Origin of the sequence: Acinetobacter sp. YH12152 (assembly GCF_013418285.1) — a bacterium.
GTDB classification, from domain to species: Bacteria; Pseudomonadota; Gammaproteobacteria; order Pseudomonadales; family Moraxellaceae; genus Acinetobacter; species Acinetobacter amyesii.
Window position 1 is genome coordinate 1 of sequence record NZ_VPCH01000053.1, and the last position, 22,798, is coordinate 22,798.

Sequence of the window (22,798 nt, forward strand, 5' to 3'; positions counted from 1 at the left end):
TGATGGGAGAGAATGTTCAAGAGTGGATTCTAAATGTTCAGATAAAGACATAAAAAAATGAGCGTATTCACATACACTCATTTTTACTACATTTTACTAAAATTTGCTTAACTGACTGGCATTACTCGTTTTAGAGGGCTTTTTTTATGGCTGTAGCTTTACTGATTTCAAAGCTATTTAAACTTTATATTGTGTACATTGTTGTTCACAGATTCTATTTTTATCCATATTAATGACTATAATGAGTTGAAAATTTAGATTTAAACTATCTTATGGCAAACAAAACAAATTTAACCATCGGCGGAATTATTGTTGCGCTTACAGCCGCTTATTTCGGAATCGATTTACAACAACAAAAATCTGCACCAGTTCAGACGACAGCGGAACAAAACGCACAGCCACAAATAGAATCAGTACAACCTGCAGATGCTCAACAAAAAGGGCAGAGTGCTGAAGATGTTATTGCGCATGCATTTAAAAATAAACTCAGTAATGTTCAGGTTGAGGGTACAGGTCAAGTGAAAGCGGTACTTCGAGATGATAATGAAGGTAGTCGCCATCAAAAGTTCATTTTGACCTTAAATAATGGTCAAACCCTTTTAGTTGCACATAATATCGATCTAGCCCCACGAATTGATAACTTGCAAAAAGGCGATACAGTTCAATTTTACGGTGAATATGAATATTCAGATCAGGGGGGTGTGATGCACTGGACACATCACGATCCGAATGGACGTCATCAGGATGGTTGGTTAAAGCATCAAGGTAAAACCTATCAATAAAAATCACGTAGTCATTTTTAACTTTAGTCATTTAAATGATCATGATTCAGATGAAGCTATCAACATAAAATTGGATTAATCATATTGAGTAAAAGCCAGTGTTTAAACACTGACTTTTTGGTCGTATAAATAGAAAAAATGATTGGAAATACCAGAGATAAATACACCTATAAATAATAGGGTTTTAAGCATCGAATATGAAGAAAACCGATCTGGAATAACTGAAAAAGAGATCCATGAAATTAATCGTGCTCTAAATGCTCTTTATTTGCGATTTATGGCGTATTTTCCAATTACCAAGTACTTTACCTGAAAATGTATCTAAACACCAAATAGGGCCAATGAGGAGGAATTGGAGATCTTTGAAAAAAGAGGGCTTTTTACCTTCAATTTTATGGCCATAAAATTGCCCAATCCATGCGAATACAAAGAGTGCGATATAAAAGCCGTATCCAACTGGTAACACCCAAATTAGCCATGCCATGATTAATGTTAACGCGGCCATTGCAACAGCAAGCACAATGTTTAAACGTGCGTAAAAGATAAATGCTAATGCAAGTAAGACAGCAGTAAGTAGCGCGCTAAAATGTGCCAATATGCCAACGATTGAAAAATAAATCGTAGGTACGCAAATCCAGTGAATCATTTTATTGGTTTTATTTTGATGACTTTCGCTGTATTCATCAAACCATTCGTTGATTGTTTTCATGATAGTCCTTAATCATGGGGAAGGACTCCAATAAAAACAAGAATGGGGTAAGGGTCAAAATCGGGTTACTGAAGATTTGAAAGGCTAAGAGGCTACAAATAAAAAACCACGCTAGGCGTGGTCTGTTAAATGCAGTCACTTCATTGGAGAATTAAGAATTTGGACCGTCTACGCGTTCAATGCTCACGTTTGCAGTACCCGCACTGGTAATACCCAATTGCTTAGCAGCGCCATAAGATAAATCGAGAACACGGTTACCATGGAATGGACCACGGTCATTTACTTTCACCACGACGCTTTTACCATTATTGCGATTCGTAACACGAATAAAGCAATTAAGTGGCAGGCTACGATGTGCTGCTGTAAGTGCGTTCATGTCAAACGTTTCACCGCTTGCTGTTTTACGACCGTGGAATTGACGACCGTACCAAGAAGCAGTACCAGTTTGAGTGAACTTACGAACAGTATTCGAAGCGACAGTGTTTAACTTTTCAATCACTGAAGGCTCATCTTCAGGAATTTCGATTTTAGCAGCGATTGTTTGACGACGAATTTTATCGCCAGAACGCTCAGTGATTGAAAGGCTACTTAAATTCGTAAAGTTTGAATTGAAGCTTTGAGCTTCTTTATTCAATACACGAGCTGCAAGACGAGAGTTGTCATTATCATGATTGAATGATGATGACTGAACCATCTCAGCTTGTGACTGACTTAGCGCAACTGCCGTGGCAACCGCTAAGGCATATTTAATAATTGATGACTGCATTGTTTATCTCCCAATGGCATATTTACTGGTTCAACTAAGTCGCTGATATCCATGTAAACACGTCTGATATTTCACTTTTGCAACTATATTTAACGAGATGGATAATATTCATGCCATCAATAGGCTGTCTAGTGTTTAATTAAAATACTTTGAAAATGTCTAAAAAATTAACAATAGTTGGTTAAAAAATAATCAATAATGTAACAGGGTGTGTAAAATGTCGAATAAATGCTCATTTTGGTGAAAATATTTGTTGACTTTTTTGCTCTATAAGAAAAAAACCAGTCTTATCGACTGGTAACTTCAGTGCCTAAAAGCCATAGTGCAGTCGCATACATACGGCTTTTGTTATAGGTTGTAATGACCTGAAAATTTGGATAAGTAATGTAATAAATTGGTCCATAACTATCTTGCAATTGGATGACATTGACTAAATCGAGATCATCGATTTTTACCAATGGATTCATAGGGGTTACACCTTGAGCCTTGAGTACACCATAGGGTGTTGGCTGGTTTAAATCCTTTGCAATAATAGCATCTGGGTTATTTCCGCTATAGCGAGCAGCAAAAGCAATCGGTTGATTACGCTGCCAACCATAATTTGCTAAATAATTTGCAATTGAACCAATGGCATCGACAGCTGAATTACGCAGGTCAACATGACCATTGCCATCGTAGTCCACACCAAATTTTGGAATGTTACTTGGCATAAATTGAGGATAACCCACAGCACCTGCATATGAACCGACGACAGAGTTGGTTGGAACACCATCTTTATATGACCAAGCAATCAGTGCAGCAAGTTCATCTTGGAAATATTGCGCACGGCGTTCATAGCCAAAACCAAGGGTCGCCAAAGCATCACGGGCAATAAAATTACCTTTATTGCTGCCATAGCCTGTTTCAACACCCAAAATGCCTAAAATCACGGATTGAGGCACACCAAATTGTTGTTCTGCACGATTTAAAGTGTCGGCATATTGATTTTTGAAGCGAACACCGCGTTGAATTGTACTTTCAGCTAAAAAATTGGTTTTATATTGATACCAAGGCTTTGATTCGCCGGGTCGATTCATAATGCTAATAATATTGGGTAGGTTTTTACTACCTTGCATTGCCCAATCAATTTGACTCTCACTTAAACCATAGGTTTGCATGGTATTTTGTTTAAAAGCTGCATAGGCTGGATGAGACTGAAAGTCGTTGGCTTGACAGAAACTAGTCAGTGAAATTGAACCGGCCATAATGGCAATATGTGATAGTTTTTTATAAAAATTTCGATTTAGCATAAATAAAAAATTTCCAGTTGCTTTAGCGATGAGTATGAACAAAATTTCGAGGGGGTAAAGGTCCTGAAAATTGTGATGACCTTCTGGTTTCATAGCTCATTAAAGGTAAACGTTACCAATAGCAACTAAGATACCACTGACAGCGCATGCTTTCATAAATAGATATACAAAAAAAGACAAAGCAAAGGTTTTTTTCGCAGTTAACATATTGAAAAGTGACATATTCATTTACATAACTTTCAAATATTCACAAATCATTTGAAATAAAGATGACTCTAAAACTCATGCGTCATAAAAACGCAGAACGAGTAAACTTTATCGCGTTGCGAAATACTGTTTAGAAGCTACAAAAGTTGCAATGTTATATCTAAAAATAAAGGGATTAAAAAGGTACCGGTCTAAAACACCCATATGCAAGCAGTGGTTTATTCATTACATAGTTTTTGTTCGCCAACGCTTCAATGCTGTTGAAAACGTTGCTATATATAGTAGAAATATAGACTGAATGTTAAAAAAGAAAGAGATTGAATATTGAAATGGATGCATTGAAATTTAAGCCAAAATGACGGCAAGCATTCAAATCCTGTTTGTAATCAGGTTCTTTCTTTTCTGTGTGGATTTTTAAAAATAGTACATATAAATGTACTGTCATTTAATTGAGATCAGTTCATATTCTAGAACTGTGTTTGCATGACTATATATAGTCATTGTATCGGGATTCAGTTTTATGCGTTTAACCATAAAAAAACCTAGCCGAAGCTAGGTTTTTATTTGTAGCATGAATTATTTGTTAAACATCGCATCGTGTGCTTCTGCAAGGGCACCTAGCTCTTCTTTGGTTAGATTTGGGAAAATCTTATCAATCGCGATATGTATTGCTTTAATCACGGCAGAAGATCCGATATCGGCTGCTTTACGTTTAATCATGCCTAAATCGAGTGTTTTATTAAAGTCATTCATAAAATGACGTACTGCAGCTTCAGCAAACTGTTTATACAGTTCACCAAAAGCAGCTTTATTGACATCTACACCTGATTTAATTTCGGCATAACTGTTCTTAAGGTTAGTGACCAGTCCTGCATCTAAGCTCAGACCTACACGATGAGCGCCGACTGTGTCCTGAAATAAACTTCGTTCTGAAAATTCAATGGATTGTTTCACCACATCATTCGGAGATTTACCCAATAGCTGCTTTAACAATACAGCGACTGTTGATTTGACATAGCCAGCCAGTTTTTCTGCTGTGTCGCGCTTGTCGCTTGCAGGAAACAGATGAACAGGAGCTAATATAGTTGCACCAATGATTTCTTCATTAATCAGCAAAGCTGTTTTATCACGTAAAGGATAAAGTGGTTCACTCGAATTTTTTTTCGCGTGACCAGTTTGGATACTGCTTAGAAGTTCCTCAGAAGGAATAAAACCAAAAAATGGCATCACTAACCTCAATTTTTTTATTGTCGCGCCAATCGAATGGGGCGAGGCATCCATGTTAAATCCGATACACGACAAGGGTTGATATCCAATCCACCACGGCGTGTATAGGCAGCATATACCATCAGCTGACTTGGTTTTAAATGTTGCCAAATATCGGCAAACATTTGCTCCACACATTGTTCGTGGAAACCATTATGCTGACGGTAAGAAATAATATAAGCCAGAATACTACGATAACAAGGCTTAGTACCTTTATACCGTATAAATACCGTTCCCCAATCAGGTTGACCCGTGACTGGGCAGTTACTTCTTAATAAATGTGAATAAAGTTGAATTTCAACTTCTTCTTGCGCTGCAGCTTCATCTAAAGAGAGTAAATCTGCATTTGGATGATTTTCTAACTGAGTGGGTTCTAAGTCATCAATACAGATGCCTTGTGGTTTTGAAATTTCAACATCATCGACATGAAATAGATCAATAGTCACAGCGGCATTGGCTGCTGCTGATAAGTCTTTTTCTACAGTTGCTTTAAACGCTGCCTGAGAATCAAATTTGGTAAAGTTCATACTATTAAAGTAGAGCTTTAAAGATTTCGATTCGATCAGGTTGTCTGAACTTGCTGGCAAAGTTAAACGACCAATAGCAACTTGAGGCACACCAGAAGCATTTAACCAAGAAATTTCAAAAACATGCCACCAGTCTTTACCTTGGCGTATGCCTTCCACATGGGCATATTGTTCACGTGCAGTGGCACGTGCAATCGGAAACAGAATATCGGGTTGATATTCTGTTGGGTAGTTGGTGTCTTTACCTAAAAGGGATTGTTCTACACTCATTATTCACGCATTCCTGAACCACGAGAAAGTAAATGATAAGCCACGCCATAAAGTACAACGCAACATGCAGTAATAACTGTCAGTGAAATGCCGACATTCACATCGCTATGGCCCAAAATACCGTAGCGGAAAGCATTGACCATATACACGACAGGGTTGATTAAAGAGAGATTTTGCCAAAAAGGACTCAGTGATGAGATGGCATAGAAAACACCGCCTAAATAAGTCAGCGGAGTCAGGACGAAAGTCGGGATAATCGAAATGTCGTCAAAAGATTTTGCATAAACAGCATTAATAAATCCGCCAAGAGAAAACAGCAGCGAAGTAATGAGAACTGTATATATAGTTACGAAGATATTGGTCAGGTGTAATTCAGTAAAAAATAGGCTCATCACAGTGACAATAAAACCGACTAAAATACCACGGCAAACACCACCGATCACATAACCCCAAAGCACCATGTGTAACGGCACTGGACTCATGATTAATTCTTCGATGCTTTTTTGAAATTTTGCACTAAAGAAACTGGATGACACATTGGCATAGCTGTTGGTAATGACCGCCATCATAATTAAGCCGGGCACGATGAACTGCATATAGCTAAAACCACCCATTTGCCCAATGCGTGAACCGACTAAATTACCGAAAATCACAAAGTACAAACTCATGGTGATTGCCGGTGGGAGAAGGGTTTGCGGCCAAATACGCATGAAACGGCGAATTTCTTTATACACTAAGGTGTAGAGGGCAATACACAGTTGGTTAAAATTCATTGTGCTGCACCTTCAAGATTTTTTTCGACCATACGGACAAATAGTTCTTCTAGTCGGTTAGATTTATTACGCATACTTCGAACTTGAATACCTTGAGATTCCATGAGTTGGAATAAATCATTCAAGGTATGGCCTTTATCCATAGTGACTTCTAAGGTGACAGGATCTACTAAGTTGAAACGGACACCAATAATTTCTATATGGATCGGTTCAATGGGTTCGGCTAGATCGAAAATAAATGTTTCTTCATTCAACTGGCTGAGGAAACCTTTCATGCTGGTGTCTTCTTTAATCACACCACGATCAATAATTGCGATTCGACGGCACAACATTTCAGCTTCTTCTAAATAGTGTGTCGTTAAAATAATAGACGTGCCTTTTTCGTTCATTTCAGTGAGGAAATCCCACATCGAACGGCGTAGTTCAATATCAACACCAGCAGTCGGCTCATCTAAAATCAGTAGTTTAGGTTCATGCATCATGGCACGAGCGATCATTAAACGGCGTTTCATACCGCCCGATAACATACGTGCTTGGGTACTGCGTTTTTCCCAAAGACCAAGCTTTTCTAAATATTCCTCGGCACGCTTTTCAGCAATCTTTTTGGGAATACCGTAATAGCCAGCGTGTGTCACTAAAATATCAAATGTTTTTTCAAATTGACCAAAGTTAAATTCTTGAGGGACAACGCCTAAACACTGCTTTGCATGCGAGGGATGGGTATCTAAATTATGGCCAAAGATTTCAACAGAACCTGAAGTTTTACGGGTAAGTGAACTGATAATACTAATCGTGGTAGATTTTCCTGCACCATTGGGACCTAAAAGTGCATAAAATTCACCTTCGGGTACTGTTAAATCAATACCTTTAAGCGCCTGAAACCCATTTTTATAGGTTTTTGACAGCTGCTTTAACGTTAGTGCATCAGTCATAAATAATTCACTCTATAAATAGTGTGAGTATTGTGCGATATCGGGGCAAATAAACCAAGTAAATCGTATGGAATTCTGCATTTTAAAAATAGAACGTTGTATAAAGCTTAAGCAGAAAAATACCTAACATCTATATAGTTGCTTTACCTTACAGTTTTTTTTGTTATGATGTGCGCAATCCAAAATAAGCGCTCATAGCTCAACTGGATAGAGTACAGGTCTCCGAAGCCTGTGGCGTGGGTTCGAGTCCCGCTGAGCGCACCATTTCCTTGTTTGATCATATCCGAATTAATCCTAATATTATTAAAAATTAATAACTTATATCTACTTATTGTCCGATAATGTCCGAGGGCGTTTTAGGATACCGTAATCTTTTACGGTATTTTTTACGGTACATTCCATTTCTGACAAAAATATACCGTAAAAATGCCTAAATTAGTTATCAGTCTGACTGACTCAAAAATTAAGTCTGCAATATCAATGCAAAAGAAATCATTTGAAAAGAATATTAAGCTTTCAGATGGTGGTGGCCTTTATTTATTGTTAGATAGAAAAGGTGGGGCATATTGGCGTTTTGATTATATTCGCCCAATCTCTAAGAAAAGAGCCACTATAGCTATCGGTATTTATCCAAGTTGTACATTGGCCAGAGCTCGTGCAAAACGAAGTGAGTTTAGAGAACTGCTTGCGCAGAATATTGACCCAGCAATTCAAAAGCAAGATAAACAGTCCCAATGTCGAAATAATAGTTTTAGATCAGTAGCAGATGAATACCGTAAGACTGAAGAGCTGGAATCAAGTACACAACGTCGGAATCAGTTTATCTGGGATAAGCTTTATGTTGCTATTGGTGAGTTCCCCATTGATTCGATAACAGCCACTCAAATTTTGGAAGTATGCCGTCTTTATGAAAGACAAGGTAAGACTGACTCAGCAAAGCGAATGAGAAGTAAAGCATCTCAGGTGTTTCGGTATGCGATTGCTTTGGGTTTATGTCAATTTAATGTTGCTGACCAAATTAGCGGTATTTTGAAGGTGGGTAAAACTAAGCATCGAGCGGCTATTACTGATGAGCAAAAGCTAGGACAACTATTAAAGAATATTAATACACATGCAGGTCGTGGGGATATTGCTATTGATTATACAGTCAAAATCTTACCCCATGTATTTGTGCGTCCTGGAGAATTACGTGCAGCAAAATGGGCAGATATCGATTTTAAAAATAGAACATGGAGTTATACACCGCCTAAGACCAAAAATCAGACAGCCCTACAACATATTGTTCCTTTGTCTGATCAAGTCTTGAAGCTGTTCCAAGAATTGTATTGCATTACTGGATATACCGAATATTGTTTTGTGTCTATGCGAGATAAAACGAAAACCATCAGTGAATCAACTATTAATAAACGATTGAAACAATATGGTTTTGAAAATGGTGAGACAACAGGGCATGGCTTTAGAGCTACGGCAAGAACTTTATTAGATGAAGTTCTAAAATTTCCTATTGAACGTATAGAACAACAACTTGCACATCAGGTTCGCGATATGCATGGTCGAGCGTACAACCGTACTAAGTATTTGGAGGAGCGTTCAGTGATGATGCAAGCATGGTCTGATTATTTGGATCAATTAACGCATAAAAATGTAGAGTAATTAATTTAATAAATATTAGTAAGTTATAGTTTCAGTTAAGTTGACGCCACCACCACCACCCTAAAATTAAGATCATTTCGACTAAATCGCAAATAGGACAATTAGATAAGAAATAATTATTTGTTAAAATTTGTTAGAAAATATTTAATTATTGTTAAGATTAAATTAAATATATAATTTTATTGAAAAAAAATTAAATAAATGGTTTGAAAGTAAAAAAAAATGTCTAGAATGTAGCAAAAGAAACTCAAAATAAGGGGTGTGTCTTGGTTCATAATCATGATAAAGCAGTTTGGAATTTGGCATCCGGAATTTGGGTTCAAGATGATCAAGTCGGTTATATTTTAAAAAGTACGCCAAATTTAAATGTTGAAAATCATGTGAACCCTCACTTTGTTCAGCAGTTGTTGAACTTACCAACTTTGGCTGGAAAAGTGTATCCACCTGAGTTCTTATACGATCCTGAAACAGGTACCCCTTTAGAAAAAAAGCAGGTTGATTCCGAAGCATATTGGCTTCCTCCTTATGGGCAGGGACGACATTATGATGATAATCGTCAAAGCATGGATAGCCATGGATTACAGTTAAGTCATCAACTTAAAAAATTAAAGAATGAGCCACAGATTGATGCTGATGCGGAACAGAAAATAAAAATGCCACCAAGAGGTATTTTTGAATTTGTTTCTATCAAAGCTAGTACTGAGATTCCTCAACTTGTGGCATACAATAAAATCAATGGCAATCTTTTGATTTGGAGTCAGAATAATCAGGAGTGGTTGGAGTTAAAAGCTGTAGCACACCGTTTAGAAGGTTGCCCGGAACAACTAGAAGAGTACTTACAGCTCTTAGGGGTGGTGAATGAAGCAGGTGTTCAGACTTTATACATTCCAACCAAAGCAGGTTTAGCACGCGTCATCATTGATGGTTTGTCATTAAGCTACCGAGCTGAGTATGTTACGCCATCCAATAGTTTATGTTTGGGTACACCTGTTTATTGGAATAAAACGATATTAATACCGATTTTGATTGCTGATCAGGTCAAGCTTTTTAATGTAAGCAATCAAGCATCAATCATGTTGGATCATACGATCTCTGAAATGTACTTTGAAAAAGTGGTTTATGACACTAGCCGTATTATTTGGGTCGGCACATCAGGTCAGTTGATTGTAAAATATAAAAGTTCTGATGATGAAGTACTTAATGCTATCTATAAAATATGGGTGCCGAGTTATACACCTGACTTCCGTTTTGGTGCACCTTATGATAATCAAAAAGGCAGTTTCTATCAATTTGGTACAACTCAAAATAATGAAAAAGGTCCATTGTGCTATATCGAACTAGATTCTGAAGACCAGTTTGATAAATCACTTGAAAAATCGCCATCATTTCGTTTTACCACAGGTTTATCAAAGTTTGCCCTAGATGGTAAATTGGAAATCAAGCAAGATATTTGGAAAGAAACAAGCGCAGTTGAATCCACCCATCGTTTTACAGTTCCAATGATTGAAGATGAGAAAAAGCAGTTAATTTTTGGGTTTAGCTTTGATACAGAGACCAATGTAGGTATTGAGCAAAAACTTGCAGATGATACAAAGCAAGACATTAAATTATTTATAGATACACATGATGGACTCATTGATTTCCATCGTGTTCAAGTAGAAAAGCCACTACAGTCAAGATTCTTTATTCATCAGAATGTTTTGTATTTCTATAACTCAAGCTTAACTGACATCTTAGGGTGGGAGCTTGCTGTATGAAAAAATTGGCATTGATTAGCTTATTAAGCCTTTCAGCATCTTTTGGCTATGCAGGACAGCATGCATTCTTGGTACAAAACTCAGGTTGGATGGAACCTTTTTATCAAGATCAAAACTCACAATTAAAACCACTGGTCAATGCAGTGGTTCAAACCGTAACTCAACCAAATGACACTGTTGCAGTGGTAATGTTTAACCAAAGTAATCCATTGTCTAAATCACCTTTAGTGATTTACCAAGGAGCAGGGAAACAAAATGTTAGTCAGCAGTTGAGCCAACAGAGCATTGCGAAAAAATCTGAAAAAGCATATGCAGACACAGATTTTAAGGAAGCTGTCATAGCAACTATTACAGGACCATTTGCTAAGAAGTCAGGCATAATTTGGATTTTTACAAACAACAAAAATAGTCCAAATAATGATGAAGCAACTGCTGAACGTAATAAAGAATTTTATGAGTTAGTGCATTTAGATCCAGCTATTAATAAAGTAATGGCATACCCACTAAAAATGCCTGTGCAAGGGCAGCATTTTAATGCATCTGGATTAATGGTCTATGTATTAGCCTATGGAGAACAAGCTGAGGCCGAGTTAAATCATTTAGTTCAGTCTGGGCAAATGGAAAAAGTTTTCACGCAGCAACCAGCATTATTGAAGCCCTTAGATAAAGAGCCAGTCCAGCTCATTCCGACAGGAGTGAAAAACTCATCTACGATTCATGCATCTTTAGCATCTGACCAAAAAACATTAGTGTTTAATTTAGAACCTAAAGATATCATTCCTGAATTAAAGCTGACCGCAGATCTAAAAAATAAATTTTATCCGTACAACATTGCTGCAACACGTGTTGAAGCGAAGTTGAGATTAGCTAATGGTATGCAGGCACCGATTCAGATTTCTGAAACGGATATTCGTTTGATGACTAAAGACAATACTAAGCTTGAGTTTCAAGTGCCTATTCCATCACATTTAATTGTTTCTCCATGGTCTTGGGAAGTTTTTAAGGCAATGGGTAAGGCAGTTACAATTCCTGCAAATATTGATGTGACTTTGTACGAGCAGAAGCTCAGTCTATCTGAAGATTTTAAACAGAATTTGCAGAACTTATTTCCTGGCGATCCGTTGTCGGATGTATTTGTAGCACCTCAAAGTATTCAGTCTTCAACGGCAACGATCCCTGTGCAATTCCGCTTGCAATATCCATTATGGCCTGTTGTGGTCATAATCACTGGGATTTTATTGTCAATTGCTATGGTTCTTTTCGCGTTAGCACTGGGGTCAAAACGTAAAAAATATGATGTCTGGGTCAATGGCTTGAAGAAACAAACCATCCAATTAAAACCGTTTTCTAAGATAAGTGTTTATGGTGATTCAGGACAGGAAATCGCGATTGTAAAACGAGGCATTTCAGATGCATCTGTTCAAGTTATAGATAAAGAATTTAGTGTGACACTTCGTTAAATATTAAAGACAGATCTTTAAAAACATCCAGGGGGATATATGTCAGAGTCAAATACAAATAACGGTTTTGTATTACCTACAGCAGATGAGCAAACACAAAATGAAGCAAGTGGTGTTGCGCAGACTGTACAAGAAGTGAATGTACCTACTGTACAAGAAGAAACTGGCTCTCGTGATTTGATGATTGCTGGTGCAATTATCGCAGTACTTTTAATTGCATTCTTTTTTGCAAAACGTGGTTTCAGCAATAGTTTGGTGAAAAAACGTATTTCGCCAAGTAAAGCGAGCATGGCTGGATGGTGGTTATTTATATTTCTTTCTGCAGTAGCAATTGGTGCAGTTTTAGCAGCGGTGAATCCTGTTAAATTTTTATCTTTATTAATTTTAGGGCCATTAGGTGTGGTTGCACTGGTAAGTGCTGTACTAGCTTTTACAACAAGTCGCGCCTAGTCAAATTTATTAAAAAGAATTAGAGAGAACCCTTATGACCGATGCACAAAGTGTCAATACAAATACTGCTGCAAAAACTGCAGAGCAGACGGTAAAACTCCGCCCAACCCTTTATATCGGTGTGGGCGGTACAGGCATGGAAGTGATGATGCGTGTGCGTCGTCGTATTCTCAATGCGAGTTGGGGGAGTGATAATATTCGCTTAGAAAACCTATCTCAATTCCCAATTGCACAATTCATGCATTTTGACTTAGACCAAGGTGCAATTATTGATAGTGGTCGTGCACAAACTGAAGATTTACAATATAACTTGGTGAAATTTACCGATGATGAAAAGATTGTTGAATCTTTTGATATCGAGAAATATAGTCGTGATGACGCTTCATTAAGCCGTTATCCACATATTCAAAATTGGTTACCGCTTACTCCTAAAAAAATTCGTGAATTGGGTATTGATCCTGCCAAAGGTGCAGGTCAGATTCGTTCAGTTTCACGTCTATATTTCTTTGATAAATATCCAAAAACACGTGATAAAATTCGTTCAAAGTTAAATACATTAAAAGCAGGTTTGTCACGTGACGACATGCTGAAAAAATTAAATCTACAGTTAGATACGAGTAAATTTCGTATTGTGGTTTTAGGCTCTGTTGCAGGCGGTACTGGTTCAGGTTCATTCTTGGATATGGGGTGGTTATCTAAATGGGTGGCAAGCAACGAAGTTGAAGCTGCTGATGTCGAGTTAATGCTCTTTTTACCAACGGGTTATTCAAGTGCAAACAAAGCACGTACAGAAGCCAATGCCTATGCTGCATTGATGGAAGTTGAATCAGCGATGGTCGGGCATTCTAAGTATGTGGAAAAATGGGATGATTATGACCGTCCACAGCTAGCATCAAAACCTTATGATGAAGTGCATTTAATTGATTCAGGGAACTTAGCTCGTCAACATACCGACAGTATGAATGATGTGTATTCAATGATTGCAGATACATTATTTGAAGATTATCGATCTGCTGACTTTGCTAACCGTAAACGCTCTGTTGCAGTCAACCAACGTCAACATAAAATACATATGTTTGCGCCACCTGTACCAACAGGTCGTTTTGGTGACATGAAGTTAAATTATTCATGCGCGTATTCAGCATTTGGCCAAGCGACTTTAGATACACTTGGCCGTGCGCGCTACGATGAATATGCCTATAGTTTGGCATCAGATATGTTGAAAGCATTTTTTGGTGTTGCAAGTGTTAATCCTGCAGCAAACCGGGCAAGTGAAAAAAAGCGCGATGCGTTCATGACTGAGAATATGAATCTCAATCTCGTGCCATTCAATAATCTTCCTGAGTTTTCAGCTGCTACTTTAAAAAACCCAGAAATTCGTGAGTTAAATACGGAATTCATTGATTTCAATGTTGTAGACACTTTATTACGTTCAGGTCAGAACGGTGTTGAAGTTGATATTGCGGAAGAAACACGTCAGCGTGTAAGCCAACGTATCAGCGAAATCAGTAATATTGATCGTGATCAGTGGGCAAGTGAAGTCCGCAAAACGATGCAAAGTTTAATGCGTGACGTGATTCGTAATCCAGATGCTATGGCAGACACTGCTGAAGATCGTGTGATGCGTCGTCGTAAGGCATTATTTGAAAGCCTGAAAAAAGATATTGAAAGTCGTTTATATCAATATTTAGATAACCACGAACAAGGTGGTTTTGAGTATGTCATTTCTTTAGTTGAACAGATTAAAGACCGTATTGAAAATGCGAATTCAGGGGTTGCATTACAGCTAAAAAATTCAGCGAATCGCTACACCGCTATTAAAGATGCGTTATTGACCTACGAGTATGAAAAACAACTCAAGGATTTAGAAGAAACAAAAGGCTCAGGTTTTCTTGGATTAGGTTCATCTTCCCGTGAAGAGCAAGCACGAAATATCCTTGATAATTTGCGAAAAGATATTGCTAATATTCTTTCGTTTCATTTACGTGCAAAAGCGGCTTTAGAAGCTATTGAACTTATGCAGGATATCTCAAATTGGTTGGGTAATAGCTTAGGTGTTGATGATAGTGGTAAAACCATTTGGAATGGTGTGATGGGAGATCTGCAAAATGGTCAAGAGTCGGTGATCGATATGATGAATCGACTAGATCATGATCGTGAAGTGATCCATCAACAAATTCGAACCAAACATGCCACCTTACAGATCATTGAAACAGATGATGTAAAAGAACGAAATATAGATTCACGTTTATTGTGTGAATGGGCTGCAGAAGCATTTAAAGACTTTGGTGGTTCTAAGGAGCTTTTTAAAGTCCTTGTGGACCCAGATCAGCAAACGCCACTTTTGATTAAAATTATTCGTATGGCCGAGCGCCGTTTGGTTGCTTTTGAACAAAATGATCAGGAAGAAGATCCACTTTACAAAGCGCTTGAAAACATGAATGTGGTTGAGCGTCAAAATGTCTTTACGGAGTGGTTGCAACGTGCCATGCCTTGGGTCGACGCTAAAATGGGAGGTGACTTCACACCACCGCCTGACAGATTCAAATGTTTTATTGGTGTGAATGGTGCAGATCAATTCAGTAAGAAATATAAACACGAATTAACAGGTTCTATTCCGAGTGGTTTAGGTCTAAATGCACAAGCATTATCGATTGTTGAAACGGGTGAACCAGGGCGCGCAGTTTGCTATGTAGAGCTTTCAGGTATCCCACTGACAATTTTACGTGGTATTGAAACTTGGCGTACAAGTTATCGTAAAGAAAGTGAAAGAACCCCATTACATACACACATTGATTCAACACGATTCAAACATCCATATGCGCCAACGCCTGATGAATTAAATAATCTAGCAGATGACTTTAAATGCTATTTGAAAGCTGTGATGTTGGGTGTTCTAAAACGCTGTGATGTACCAGGCTTGATTCCGAGTGGGCAATATGAATTTGCAGTTGCACGCGGTGATGTACGTCGTTTAGGGAATGAGCGTGGATTTCGTTTAAATGGTTTACCCCAGACCTATAGAAACAATATTTATGATCAAGTAGAACAGAAATTTAAGTCTCTCAGCAATGCAAATTTAACGATGTTGATTGCATTAGTGGATCATTATGAGCGGGAAGTGTATACGCCTCGTTTGGTGCAAAATGAAACAGGTGCTCAAGTTGAGCATGTTGGTTTTGCATGTGCGATTGCAAAAGAATTGAAGCGAGAGTTGATTGAACTGGCAGAGCGTAAAGAAATTCCACAAAAGTCCATTGATCGGGCATATGAGCTTACTGAATATCGCGAAGAAATGGAAAAATGGGCTGAAATACTCAAAGACTCTGATGAAGATGCCTATCAAGACGAAATTCGTGAACCAAATAAAGGTCGTCGCCTGAAATGGGTTATGAACATGTCTCCTAGTGTTTTGCAAAACCATGATCAACTATTGAATAAAGTTGGGATTACAGAAGATGTCACACCGATTGGATCATTTGCAATGCCAGGTATGACACCACCACCACTTCCAGGTGGAATGGTACCACCGCCGCCAGCGATGCTGCAGTATCAATATCATATCGCAATCAATGGGCAAAACTTTGGACCATTTCCATACCCCAAAGTAGTTGAAATGTTGCAACAGCAGCAAATTAATACAGCAACAATGGTGTGGCGTGAAGGCCTAGCAAATTGGATTGCAATTGCGCAGTGTCCAGAATTAGCAATGCCTGTACCACCACCAGTCCCAGGCATGCCGCCAATTTTACAATAATGTTCATGGCAGTATTGCCCTCGAAGGAGGGCAATACTGCCATGTTAGGCAAAAAAAGAAGTAATAGGTTAGATGAAATGGTAAAGCAGCAAGAATGTGAAGTTTGTAATCAATGTGATAAAGAGCTACAGCTCAAAGTAAAGTTTTGTCCTTTTTGTAGTGCTGCGCAAAGCGTTCAAACTCCAACTCTGCCTGTAATACCAGAAGAAAAACCGACGATTTCAAAAGATATTGTCAGTAAGGTACCAACACCTGCGGTTAGTAAAATCGTGAGTGAAGAAGCTGAGAATGAAGCTGCTTTATCGGTTGTGGTCAAACATATTACAAAACAAGGAAAAGAATTAGTAGGGATCATTGTCGTAGGTGCATCTCTTGAGTTAATGCGGACTTATGATCGATATGCTTTTAAAAAAGAAGAAGGTATTTTTATCCGTTTAAAACATTTAGCAAGAATCCCAAATGAATTTTTAAGCTCAGAACAATATAAACTAAAGTCTCAAAATGATTTATTAGTTCAAGACAATGAACCAGATGAGTATTTTGAACAGACGCCACCTGTGGCAAGTGTTGAAAGTCCTTTACCATCAAAAAGCATGGATCAGCAAACACCTTTAGATTCACCACAGCCCAAAAACTCTATTTTTAAATATATCGCGATTTCTTTTGCCGTATTTTTTATTGGTATTGTCATTATGTTTAGTGGTAATAAGGATATAGATCAAGCGATTTCTGTAGATGAAGGGCCTTTGGTAGATTCATGTGAAAATGTAAATGCAGAAGTTAGTAGTTTATTGAGCGAAAAGATGCCAATGCGTGCGTTGAGTATTATTAAACTTAATCAAGAAGAATGTAAAACCAATGCAAGTTTTGTTCAATTGGTTGTATCTGCTGAAGCACAAGCAACTTCTGCAAAAGAAAAGCTCACTTTAGCGAAAGAATATTTACAAGCTGGGAACTTGGAGCTAGCACATCAGACATTGCTTGCTGCATTAGAGCTTGATTCAGAACTTGTGGGGGGCGTAGAGTTGCTGCCACAAATTGAATCGATGATTGAAGAATATAATCTTCAGCAAGAACAAGAATTAGATGGAGCTGCATTAGAAAGTGAGGCTGCACAAGTTGCTGTTCAAAGTGTACCACAACAAAATATCAATCATGGGGTTGAACAAGAACAACGTTTAGCGCAAGCAGAACGTGAGCGAGCAGAAGCACAACGTCAAGCAGAACAATCTCAACGCCAAGCTGAGCAAGCACAAAGAGAGCGTCAGCAAACTTTAGAAAAAGAACGTCAAAAAGCTGAAGAAGTAGCACGTAAACAAGCTACTGAAGCGGCACGTAAACAAAATGAAGAACGATTTGATAGTCAACTCAGTAGAGCAGAGCGTGCATTAAATGCAAATAATTATGGTTTAGCAAAGTCTTTAGCTCGAGAAGTATTATCAAAGGCACCTAGTAATGCTCAGGCTAAGCGAATTCTACGCCAAGCAGAATCAGGTGAAGCAGCAGCTTTTGATGAAATGGTAATTCAATAATCATTTGAAATGTGAAGAGGGGTAATAAAATGAAAAAATCTATGTCTATCGCTATGTTGAGTTCAGTATTAGCTTTTTCAGGTTGTGCGAGTACTGGCGGATTGGCTACATCAGCCAATGGAGGGTGTAATACAGGAATGTCTACAGCAGTCGGTGCATTACTTGGTGCAGCAATTGGTGCATCTGTGGGTGATAGTACTTATGCTGCAACAGGTGCTGCGATTGGTGGTGCGGTTTTTGCAGCAGGGTGCGTAATGATTAATGCACACACTATTCAAAAAAAATCAGCTGCTGAAGTTGAAATGGCATATAAACAAGCCAATAAAGGAAAGTTGCCAGAAACAACTAGAGTTCAGCAATATTCTACTGTGATTTTACCGAATCAAACTGTGGCTGCAAATCAAAATATTACAGTGAAATCAGATTTGACTGTTGTAGAGGGTATTGCTGATCCCCTTCAGCGTGTCCAAGAAAAATTAGTTCTAAAGGATGCGAATGGAAAAGTGATTCGTGAATTAGTGAAAGATGTTCAGGTTTCAACAGCCCAAGGTTATAGTTCAGGAGATTTTGAAAATTCCTTCAATTGGAAGTTTCCAGCGAGTGTATCTAAAGGACAATACTTGCTTGATACTGAATTACTAGTGAATGGTAAAAAAGTTGCAAATAATTCACGTACTATTACATTAATATAAAATGCAAGCCCATATATATATGGGCTTTTATATTTTATTGAGAAAATTTCATGAAATTTTTTACTCTAGGAATACTAGCACTCGCAAGTTTGGGTACAGCTTCAGCAAGTGATACTATTTTTCAAATTAATAATAAGTTAGCTGAAGTTGATCTTAATCAAAATGCATTTCAATATTCTAAAATATTCAATAGTCTTGTGAAGGATCTTAAAGAGAATGGTCTTGGATTTTCTTATGATGGGACTGAAGTTAGAAATGATTATAGAGGGAAACCATATTTTTTAGTTAAAAATGTAAGAGTTTATATTAAAAAAGAGATATTTGAAAAGAATGAAGAATATTCTACTATTGTAGAAAAACAGACTTTTTTTAATAACGCTATTAAAGATTATGGGCAATCATATATTTTTTCTAATTTAGAGTATGCTTGGGCTAAACCAAAATTAAAAATAAAAATGGATTTACTGGATAGTAATAATAGAAGTATATCAAGTCGTGAAATTAAAACAAATTCTATGTTGAATGATGGGACGGGTGTATCTTTTGAGCATTTTTTCAAATATACAAATCGTATGAATAAAGATAATAGAATTTTTGATGATGTTGATATTTCGGAAAATATATCTATTTTTAGGGATAAGGAATTTGATATTAGTTTGGATGAAATTCAGAATATTAGATCGATTAGATTTCGTGTAGATTATAATTGAGATAATGTTTTAAATGTTTATTTATTTTAAGTAGCTCGGAATTAACTAGAGTCATTTATGAAATTGAAAATGTTGTTGTTAAGTAGTGTTGTTATACTCAATGGTTGTGCAATTATGTCAAAGAATGAGTGTCTATCTGCAAATTGGGGGTTAATAGGGCAGAATGACGGTTATAACGGAAATGGCTCTTTTATGCAAAAAAGAGCGCAAGCTTGTATGAAACATAATGCTGTATTAGACACAACAGCATATACTAATGGCTATAAGAAAGGCTTGAAAAATTATTGTAATCCTCAAACAATTTTTGATTATGCTTTACAAGGGCGTGGAACATATCAGAGTTGTCCAATGGAAATGCAAAATAATTTAAGACCTTATTACAATGTCGCGTATCAGTTTTATAGAGCAAATAAGAGCTTAAAATCCATTGAAGATACAATTGCTACCGCAAAATCTAATATGTACAACTCTGATCTTAAAGAAGAGTCGCGCAAATACTATCGTGAAAGATATAACGAAGCTAGCAATAAACTGGGACAAGTTCAGCGAGAATATAATCTGGCAGAGCGTGAACTCATGCAATTCAAGCGAACAGCAAGTTTTGAATAGTAAGTGTGAGTTATAACTTTGAAAATGCAGTTTCTGATTAAAAAAGAGACTGCATTTTTTATTTTTGAATAGTTATCAATGTTTATCACACTGTTTTATTTTAGATCATAAAGAGTCTTCAAATTTAATGGATTATTTATATGAAATACTTAAATATAAAATTACTACTTTCATTATTAGCATTAGCTTTACCTTCGTATGTGACTGCAAATACTAAAAGTGAAGAACTTCATTTCAAAGCTCTAGGCGGAATTGACAAGGCAGGAGAGATGGCCTCTCTCGGTATTGGAAAATTATTTTCGCCCTTGCATAAAGGGGTTGAAAAAGTTGTCAAGCCTCGTATTGATAAAATTAATGGTGAGTATTATTTTAATTTGGGGGAAGCTTACTATAAGGGAAATATTTCTTTTAATAATCAGTATATCTCAAAAGATAATGCTAAGGCACTAGAAGCATGGACGAATGCTGCATATCACAACCATAAGTCTGCGCCATTTAATTTAGGGATCATGTATTACAAAGGTGAAGGTACCCCTGTTAACAAACAAAAAGCGTGTGAATGGTTTCTGCGCGGGGCTTTATTAGGTGATACTGGTGCACAAGCAAATGTGGGTACTTGTTATTATACTGGGCAGGGAATGCAACAAGATTTACCTGAAGCCTTAAAATGGTTCTCACTAGCTGCAACAGATGGAAACAGAGCAGCTCAATTCTTACTTGGTGAAATGTATTCTGACGGTCAAGGTACCGAGTTAAATTTAACTTTAGCAAAAGAATGGTATGAAAAAAGTGCCGCACAAGGCCATGAAGGCGCTCAAAAAAAACTAGATAAACTTAAAAGTTCATGGGATATACCATATAAGCAACTGACTGTAGCAAATACAGCAGGAAAAGTGATTGATGGTGATGCATTTTTTGTATCTGCTGCAAATAATGCACAAAATGGCGATGCAAAAGCACAATTTGATCTTGGAGTCATGTACTTTAGAGGAATCGGTGTACCTCAAGATTACATGAAGGCATTAGACTTCTTTGAAAAAGCTTCTAATCAAGGGTATGAGAGAGCCAAAGAGTATATTCCTAAAACATATTTTGCATTGGGATCGGACTATTTCAGTGAAGATGCGGGTGAACGTCAAGATGATCAAGAAGCATTTAAATGGTTTTCAAAAGCAGCCGAGCTAGGTCATGCTCAGTCACAATATATTATTGGTCTCATGTATTATTTTGGAGAAGGGATTCCGAAAGATGAATCTAAAGGAGTTCAGTTGATAAAGCAGTCTGCTCAAAACGGTTTTAAAGAAGCCCAAAAAGTGATTGATGAATATAAGCTTTAAACTAAACATTTAAAAATGGTATTTTTGTTTTAAATTGAGGAGGATGAATTAGCATAAAATGCTGTTTCATCTTCTAGGTAATTCTCCGATAAATATTCGAAGTTAAAAGTAAAAGTAGGCCTTAAGTGGCCATTAAAGGTCGTTTGCTACCATTGGCTTTGTGTGGTTGTTCATGTTTATAGAATCACAATTAATTTGTTATATGGTCTTGTACTTGTTCAAATGTATCGAACAAATATTTGCATACCAAACTATAAGGGATCTTGCGATTTTAGCGTTTGATATACACATTTTGTAGTGGCCTGCCAGATTGAAGTACGATACGTATGTCATGCAACATTACCCAGTTAACCAATTAAACACTAATAAATTAAGGTCCATTGTCGTAGCGAATTGCAAGTGGTTTATCTCACCACTCAAGCAACTAATTCAGTGTACGAATGACAAGTAGTACAGGCATTGATAGCCCTATTTCAATCACCAATCCTACATGCCGATAATCGTCAATCACGTTCAGTAAGCGTTCACTTCGTCCATCACTCAACTGGTCATGCATGTAATCTGATGATCATACTTACTCAGGTCGAAGAGGTTCTTTCGGTAGTGCAATTTATGAGGCATACATACCACCATATTTAGCACGCCATTTATATAAAGTCGCCTTAAACATGCTAAGTTCTCGGCAAAAAGTGGTAACAGGGGGTACTAGATTCAGCTTGTTTCAAGATGGACATGATATGACTGTCAGTATATTTAGATGTTTTCATGAAGAATCTCCAGCTCGTATCTTAAGAGAAAATTCTACTTTTAGATCCTATTATTTTTAGGGGGGATTACCCTCCTGATAATCAACGTTACCCAGATTTTAGTGATTATAAAGTAGAATCAGTTTCCATAGGTGGAATGACTGGGCAAAAAGAAAAACATATACAATTACCAGAAAATGGCGATTTTTCAAAAGCGTGGGAACAGTTAGAGCAGCAAAAGGGTGAAAAATATATTGAAGAGGTATATGGTGTCAGTAAGAGAGGCAAAGGTCCAAGGGGGGGGCTTGGCCAGATGATTCCCCAGATAATTTAACTTGGCATCATCATGGAGATACAAAAACAATGGAGCTAGTAGATGAAAAGGTTCACAATGTTTTTACCCACACTGGTGGTGCTTCTGAAGCAAGAAAAAAATAGTATTAGAGGTTAGGGTCTGTTGACATTTGTTGATTAAAAAAATAGCGAGATAGTAAAATTAAATCGCCAAACCCAATTTTACACTCGCTATGCCTCGAACAATGCTAAATGATCAACACTGGTCCAAGTTACTTGC

At 37.3% G+C, this 22,798-nt stretch carries 19 protein-coding genes, 1 tRNA gene and 3 pseudogenes; 14 read left to right on the forward strand and 9 right to left on the reverse strand.

The features are described 5' to 3' along the window. The first annotated feature begins 272 nt into the window (after positions 1-272). The gene (locus FTU83_RS14375; protein ID WP_180107039.1) at positions 273-782 is read left to right on the forward strand and encodes a DUF3465 domain-containing protein; all 510 of its coding nucleotides are present in this window, start codon (positions 273-275) and stop codon (positions 780-782) included. A 253-nt stretch (positions 783-1,035) separates the two neighbouring features. Here FTU83_RS14375 and FTU83_RS14380 read toward each other — a convergent pair whose 3' ends face one another. The 7 genes from FTU83_RS14380 to FTU83_RS14410 all read right to left on the reverse strand — a co-directional run bounded on the left by FTU83_RS14380 (position 1,036) and on the right by FTU83_RS14410 (position 7,521). After that, positions 1,036-1,491 (reverse strand): DUF962 domain-containing protein, encoded by a 456-nt coding sequence (locus FTU83_RS14380; RefSeq protein WP_180065007.1) that lies wholly within the window; start codon positions 1,489-1,491, stop codon positions 1,036-1,038. 151 nt (positions 1,492-1,642) lie between these two features. Further along, positions 1,643-2,257 carry a septal ring lytic transglycosylase RlpA family protein gene (locus FTU83_RS14385; RefSeq protein WP_078190310.1) on the reverse strand — a complete coding sequence of 205 codons (615 nt, stop codon included), beginning with the start codon at positions 2,255-2,257 and terminating at the stop codon, positions 1,643-1,645. Between the two features lie 287 nt (positions 2,258-2,544). Continuing rightward, positions 2,545-3,546 carry a lytic murein transglycosylase B gene (gene mltB, locus FTU83_RS14390; RefSeq protein WP_180107037.1) on the reverse strand — a complete coding sequence of 334 codons (1,002 nt, stop codon included), beginning with the start codon at positions 3,544-3,546 and terminating at the stop codon, positions 2,545-2,547. Positions 3,547-4,329: 783 nt separating this feature from the next. Beyond that, positions 4,330-4,980 (reverse strand): hypothetical protein, encoded by a 651-nt coding sequence (locus FTU83_RS14395; protein ID WP_078190308.1) that lies wholly within the window; start codon positions 4,978-4,980, stop codon positions 4,330-4,332. Between the two features lie 17 nt (positions 4,981-4,997). After that, positions 4,998-5,816, reverse strand: coding sequence for an NADPH-dependent 7-cyano-7-deazaguanine reductase QueF (queF, locus tag FTU83_RS14400; RefSeq protein WP_168378016.1), 819 nt, complete (start codon positions 5,814-5,816; stop codon positions 4,998-5,000). Beyond that, positions 5,816-6,589 carry an ABC transporter permease gene (locus FTU83_RS14405; protein ID WP_180107035.1) on the reverse strand — a complete coding sequence of 258 codons (774 nt, stop codon included), beginning with the start codon at positions 6,587-6,589 and terminating at the stop codon, positions 5,816-5,818. Before FTU83_RS14405 ends, queF begins: the two co-directional genes overlap by 1 nt. Further along, positions 6,586-7,521: an ABC transporter ATP-binding protein gene (locus FTU83_RS14410; protein ID WP_180107033.1), complete on the reverse strand. Its 936-nt coding sequence runs from the start codon at positions 7,519-7,521 to the stop codon at positions 6,586-6,588. Before FTU83_RS14410 ends, FTU83_RS14405 begins: the two co-directional genes overlap by 4 nt. A gap of 188 nt (positions 7,522-7,709) precedes the next feature. Here FTU83_RS14410 and FTU83_RS14415 point away from each other — a divergent pair. From FTU83_RS14415 to FTU83_RS14465, 11 genes are all read left to right on the forward strand, one after another. Beyond that, positions 7,710-7,785: transfer RNA gene (locus tag FTU83_RS14415), tRNA-Arg, on the forward strand. 162 nt (positions 7,786-7,947) lie between these two features. Then, complete coding sequence (locus FTU83_RS14420) at positions 7,948-9,174, forward strand: integrase arm-type DNA-binding domain-containing protein (RefSeq protein ID WP_180107031.1); 1,227 nt, start codon at positions 7,948-7,950, stop codon at positions 9,172-9,174. Between the two features lie 266 nt (positions 9,175-9,440). After that, entirely contained in the window at positions 9,441-10,931 is a 1,491-nt protein-coding gene (locus tag FTU83_RS14425) for a hypothetical protein (protein ID WP_180026584.1), read from the forward strand. Next, positions 10,928-12,391 (forward strand): hypothetical protein, encoded by a 1,464-nt coding sequence (locus FTU83_RS14430; protein ID WP_180107029.1) that lies wholly within the window; start codon positions 10,928-10,930, stop codon positions 12,389-12,391. The genes FTU83_RS14425 and FTU83_RS14430 overlap by 4 nt, the downstream gene beginning before the upstream one ends. Before the next feature lie 39 nt (positions 12,392-12,430). After that, positions 12,431-12,841, forward strand: coding sequence for a hypothetical protein (locus FTU83_RS14435; RefSeq protein WP_180107027.1), 411 nt, complete (start codon positions 12,431-12,433; stop codon positions 12,839-12,841). A gap of 34 nt (positions 12,842-12,875) precedes the next feature. Continuing rightward, positions 12,876-16,598 (forward strand): tubulin-like doman-containing protein, encoded by a 3,723-nt coding sequence (locus FTU83_RS14440; protein WP_180107025.1) that lies wholly within the window; start codon positions 12,876-12,878, stop codon positions 16,596-16,598. 41 nt (positions 16,599-16,639) lie between these two features. Continuing rightward, positions 16,640-18,130, forward strand: a complete 1,491-nt coding sequence (locus FTU83_RS14445) for a hypothetical protein (protein WP_257222641.1) — start codon at positions 16,640-16,642, stop codon at positions 18,128-18,130. 29 nt (positions 18,131-18,159) lie between these two features. Further along, positions 18,160-18,822, forward strand: a complete 663-nt coding sequence (locus FTU83_RS14450) for a hypothetical protein (RefSeq protein WP_180107015.1) — start codon at positions 18,160-18,162, stop codon at positions 18,820-18,822. Between the two features lie 50 nt (positions 18,823-18,872). Further along, a complete protein-coding gene (locus FTU83_RS14455; RefSeq protein ID WP_180107013.1) occupies positions 18,873-19,532 on the forward strand; it encodes a hypothetical protein in 660 nt (219 codons plus the stop codon). A gap of 57 nt (positions 19,533-19,589) precedes the next feature. Beyond that, positions 19,590-20,141 (forward strand): DUF2799 domain-containing protein, encoded by a 552-nt coding sequence (locus FTU83_RS14460; RefSeq protein WP_180107011.1) that lies wholly within the window; start codon positions 19,590-19,592, stop codon positions 20,139-20,141. A 140-nt stretch (positions 20,142-20,281) separates the two neighbouring features. Then, entirely contained in the window at positions 20,282-21,478 is a 1,197-nt protein-coding gene (locus FTU83_RS14465; protein WP_180107010.1) for a tetratricopeptide repeat protein, read from the forward strand. Between the two features lie 187 nt (positions 21,479-21,665). Here FTU83_RS14465 and FTU83_RS17505 read toward each other — a convergent pair. Next, a pseudogene (locus FTU83_RS17505) lies at positions 21,666-22,046 on the reverse strand (transposase); the annotation flags it as partial. A 54-nt stretch (positions 22,047-22,100) separates the two neighbouring features. Next, a pseudogene (locus FTU83_RS17715) lies at positions 22,101-22,245 on the reverse strand (transposase); the annotation flags it as partial. Positions 22,246-22,381: 136 nt separating this feature from the next. On the opposite strand from FTU83_RS17715, the gene FTU83_RS14470 reads away from it, so the two are divergent. Together FTU83_RS14470 and FTU83_RS17720 are read left to right on the forward strand one after the other, a co-directional pair. Then, positions 22,382-22,558, forward strand: coding sequence for a hypothetical protein (locus FTU83_RS14470; protein ID WP_180107008.1), 177 nt, complete (start codon positions 22,382-22,384; stop codon positions 22,556-22,558). A gap of 26 nt (positions 22,559-22,584) precedes the next feature. Then, positions 22,585-22,662 (forward strand): annotated as a pseudogene (locus tag FTU83_RS17720) (HNH endonuclease); the annotation flags it as partial. Positions 22,663-22,798 lie beyond the last annotated feature (136 nt).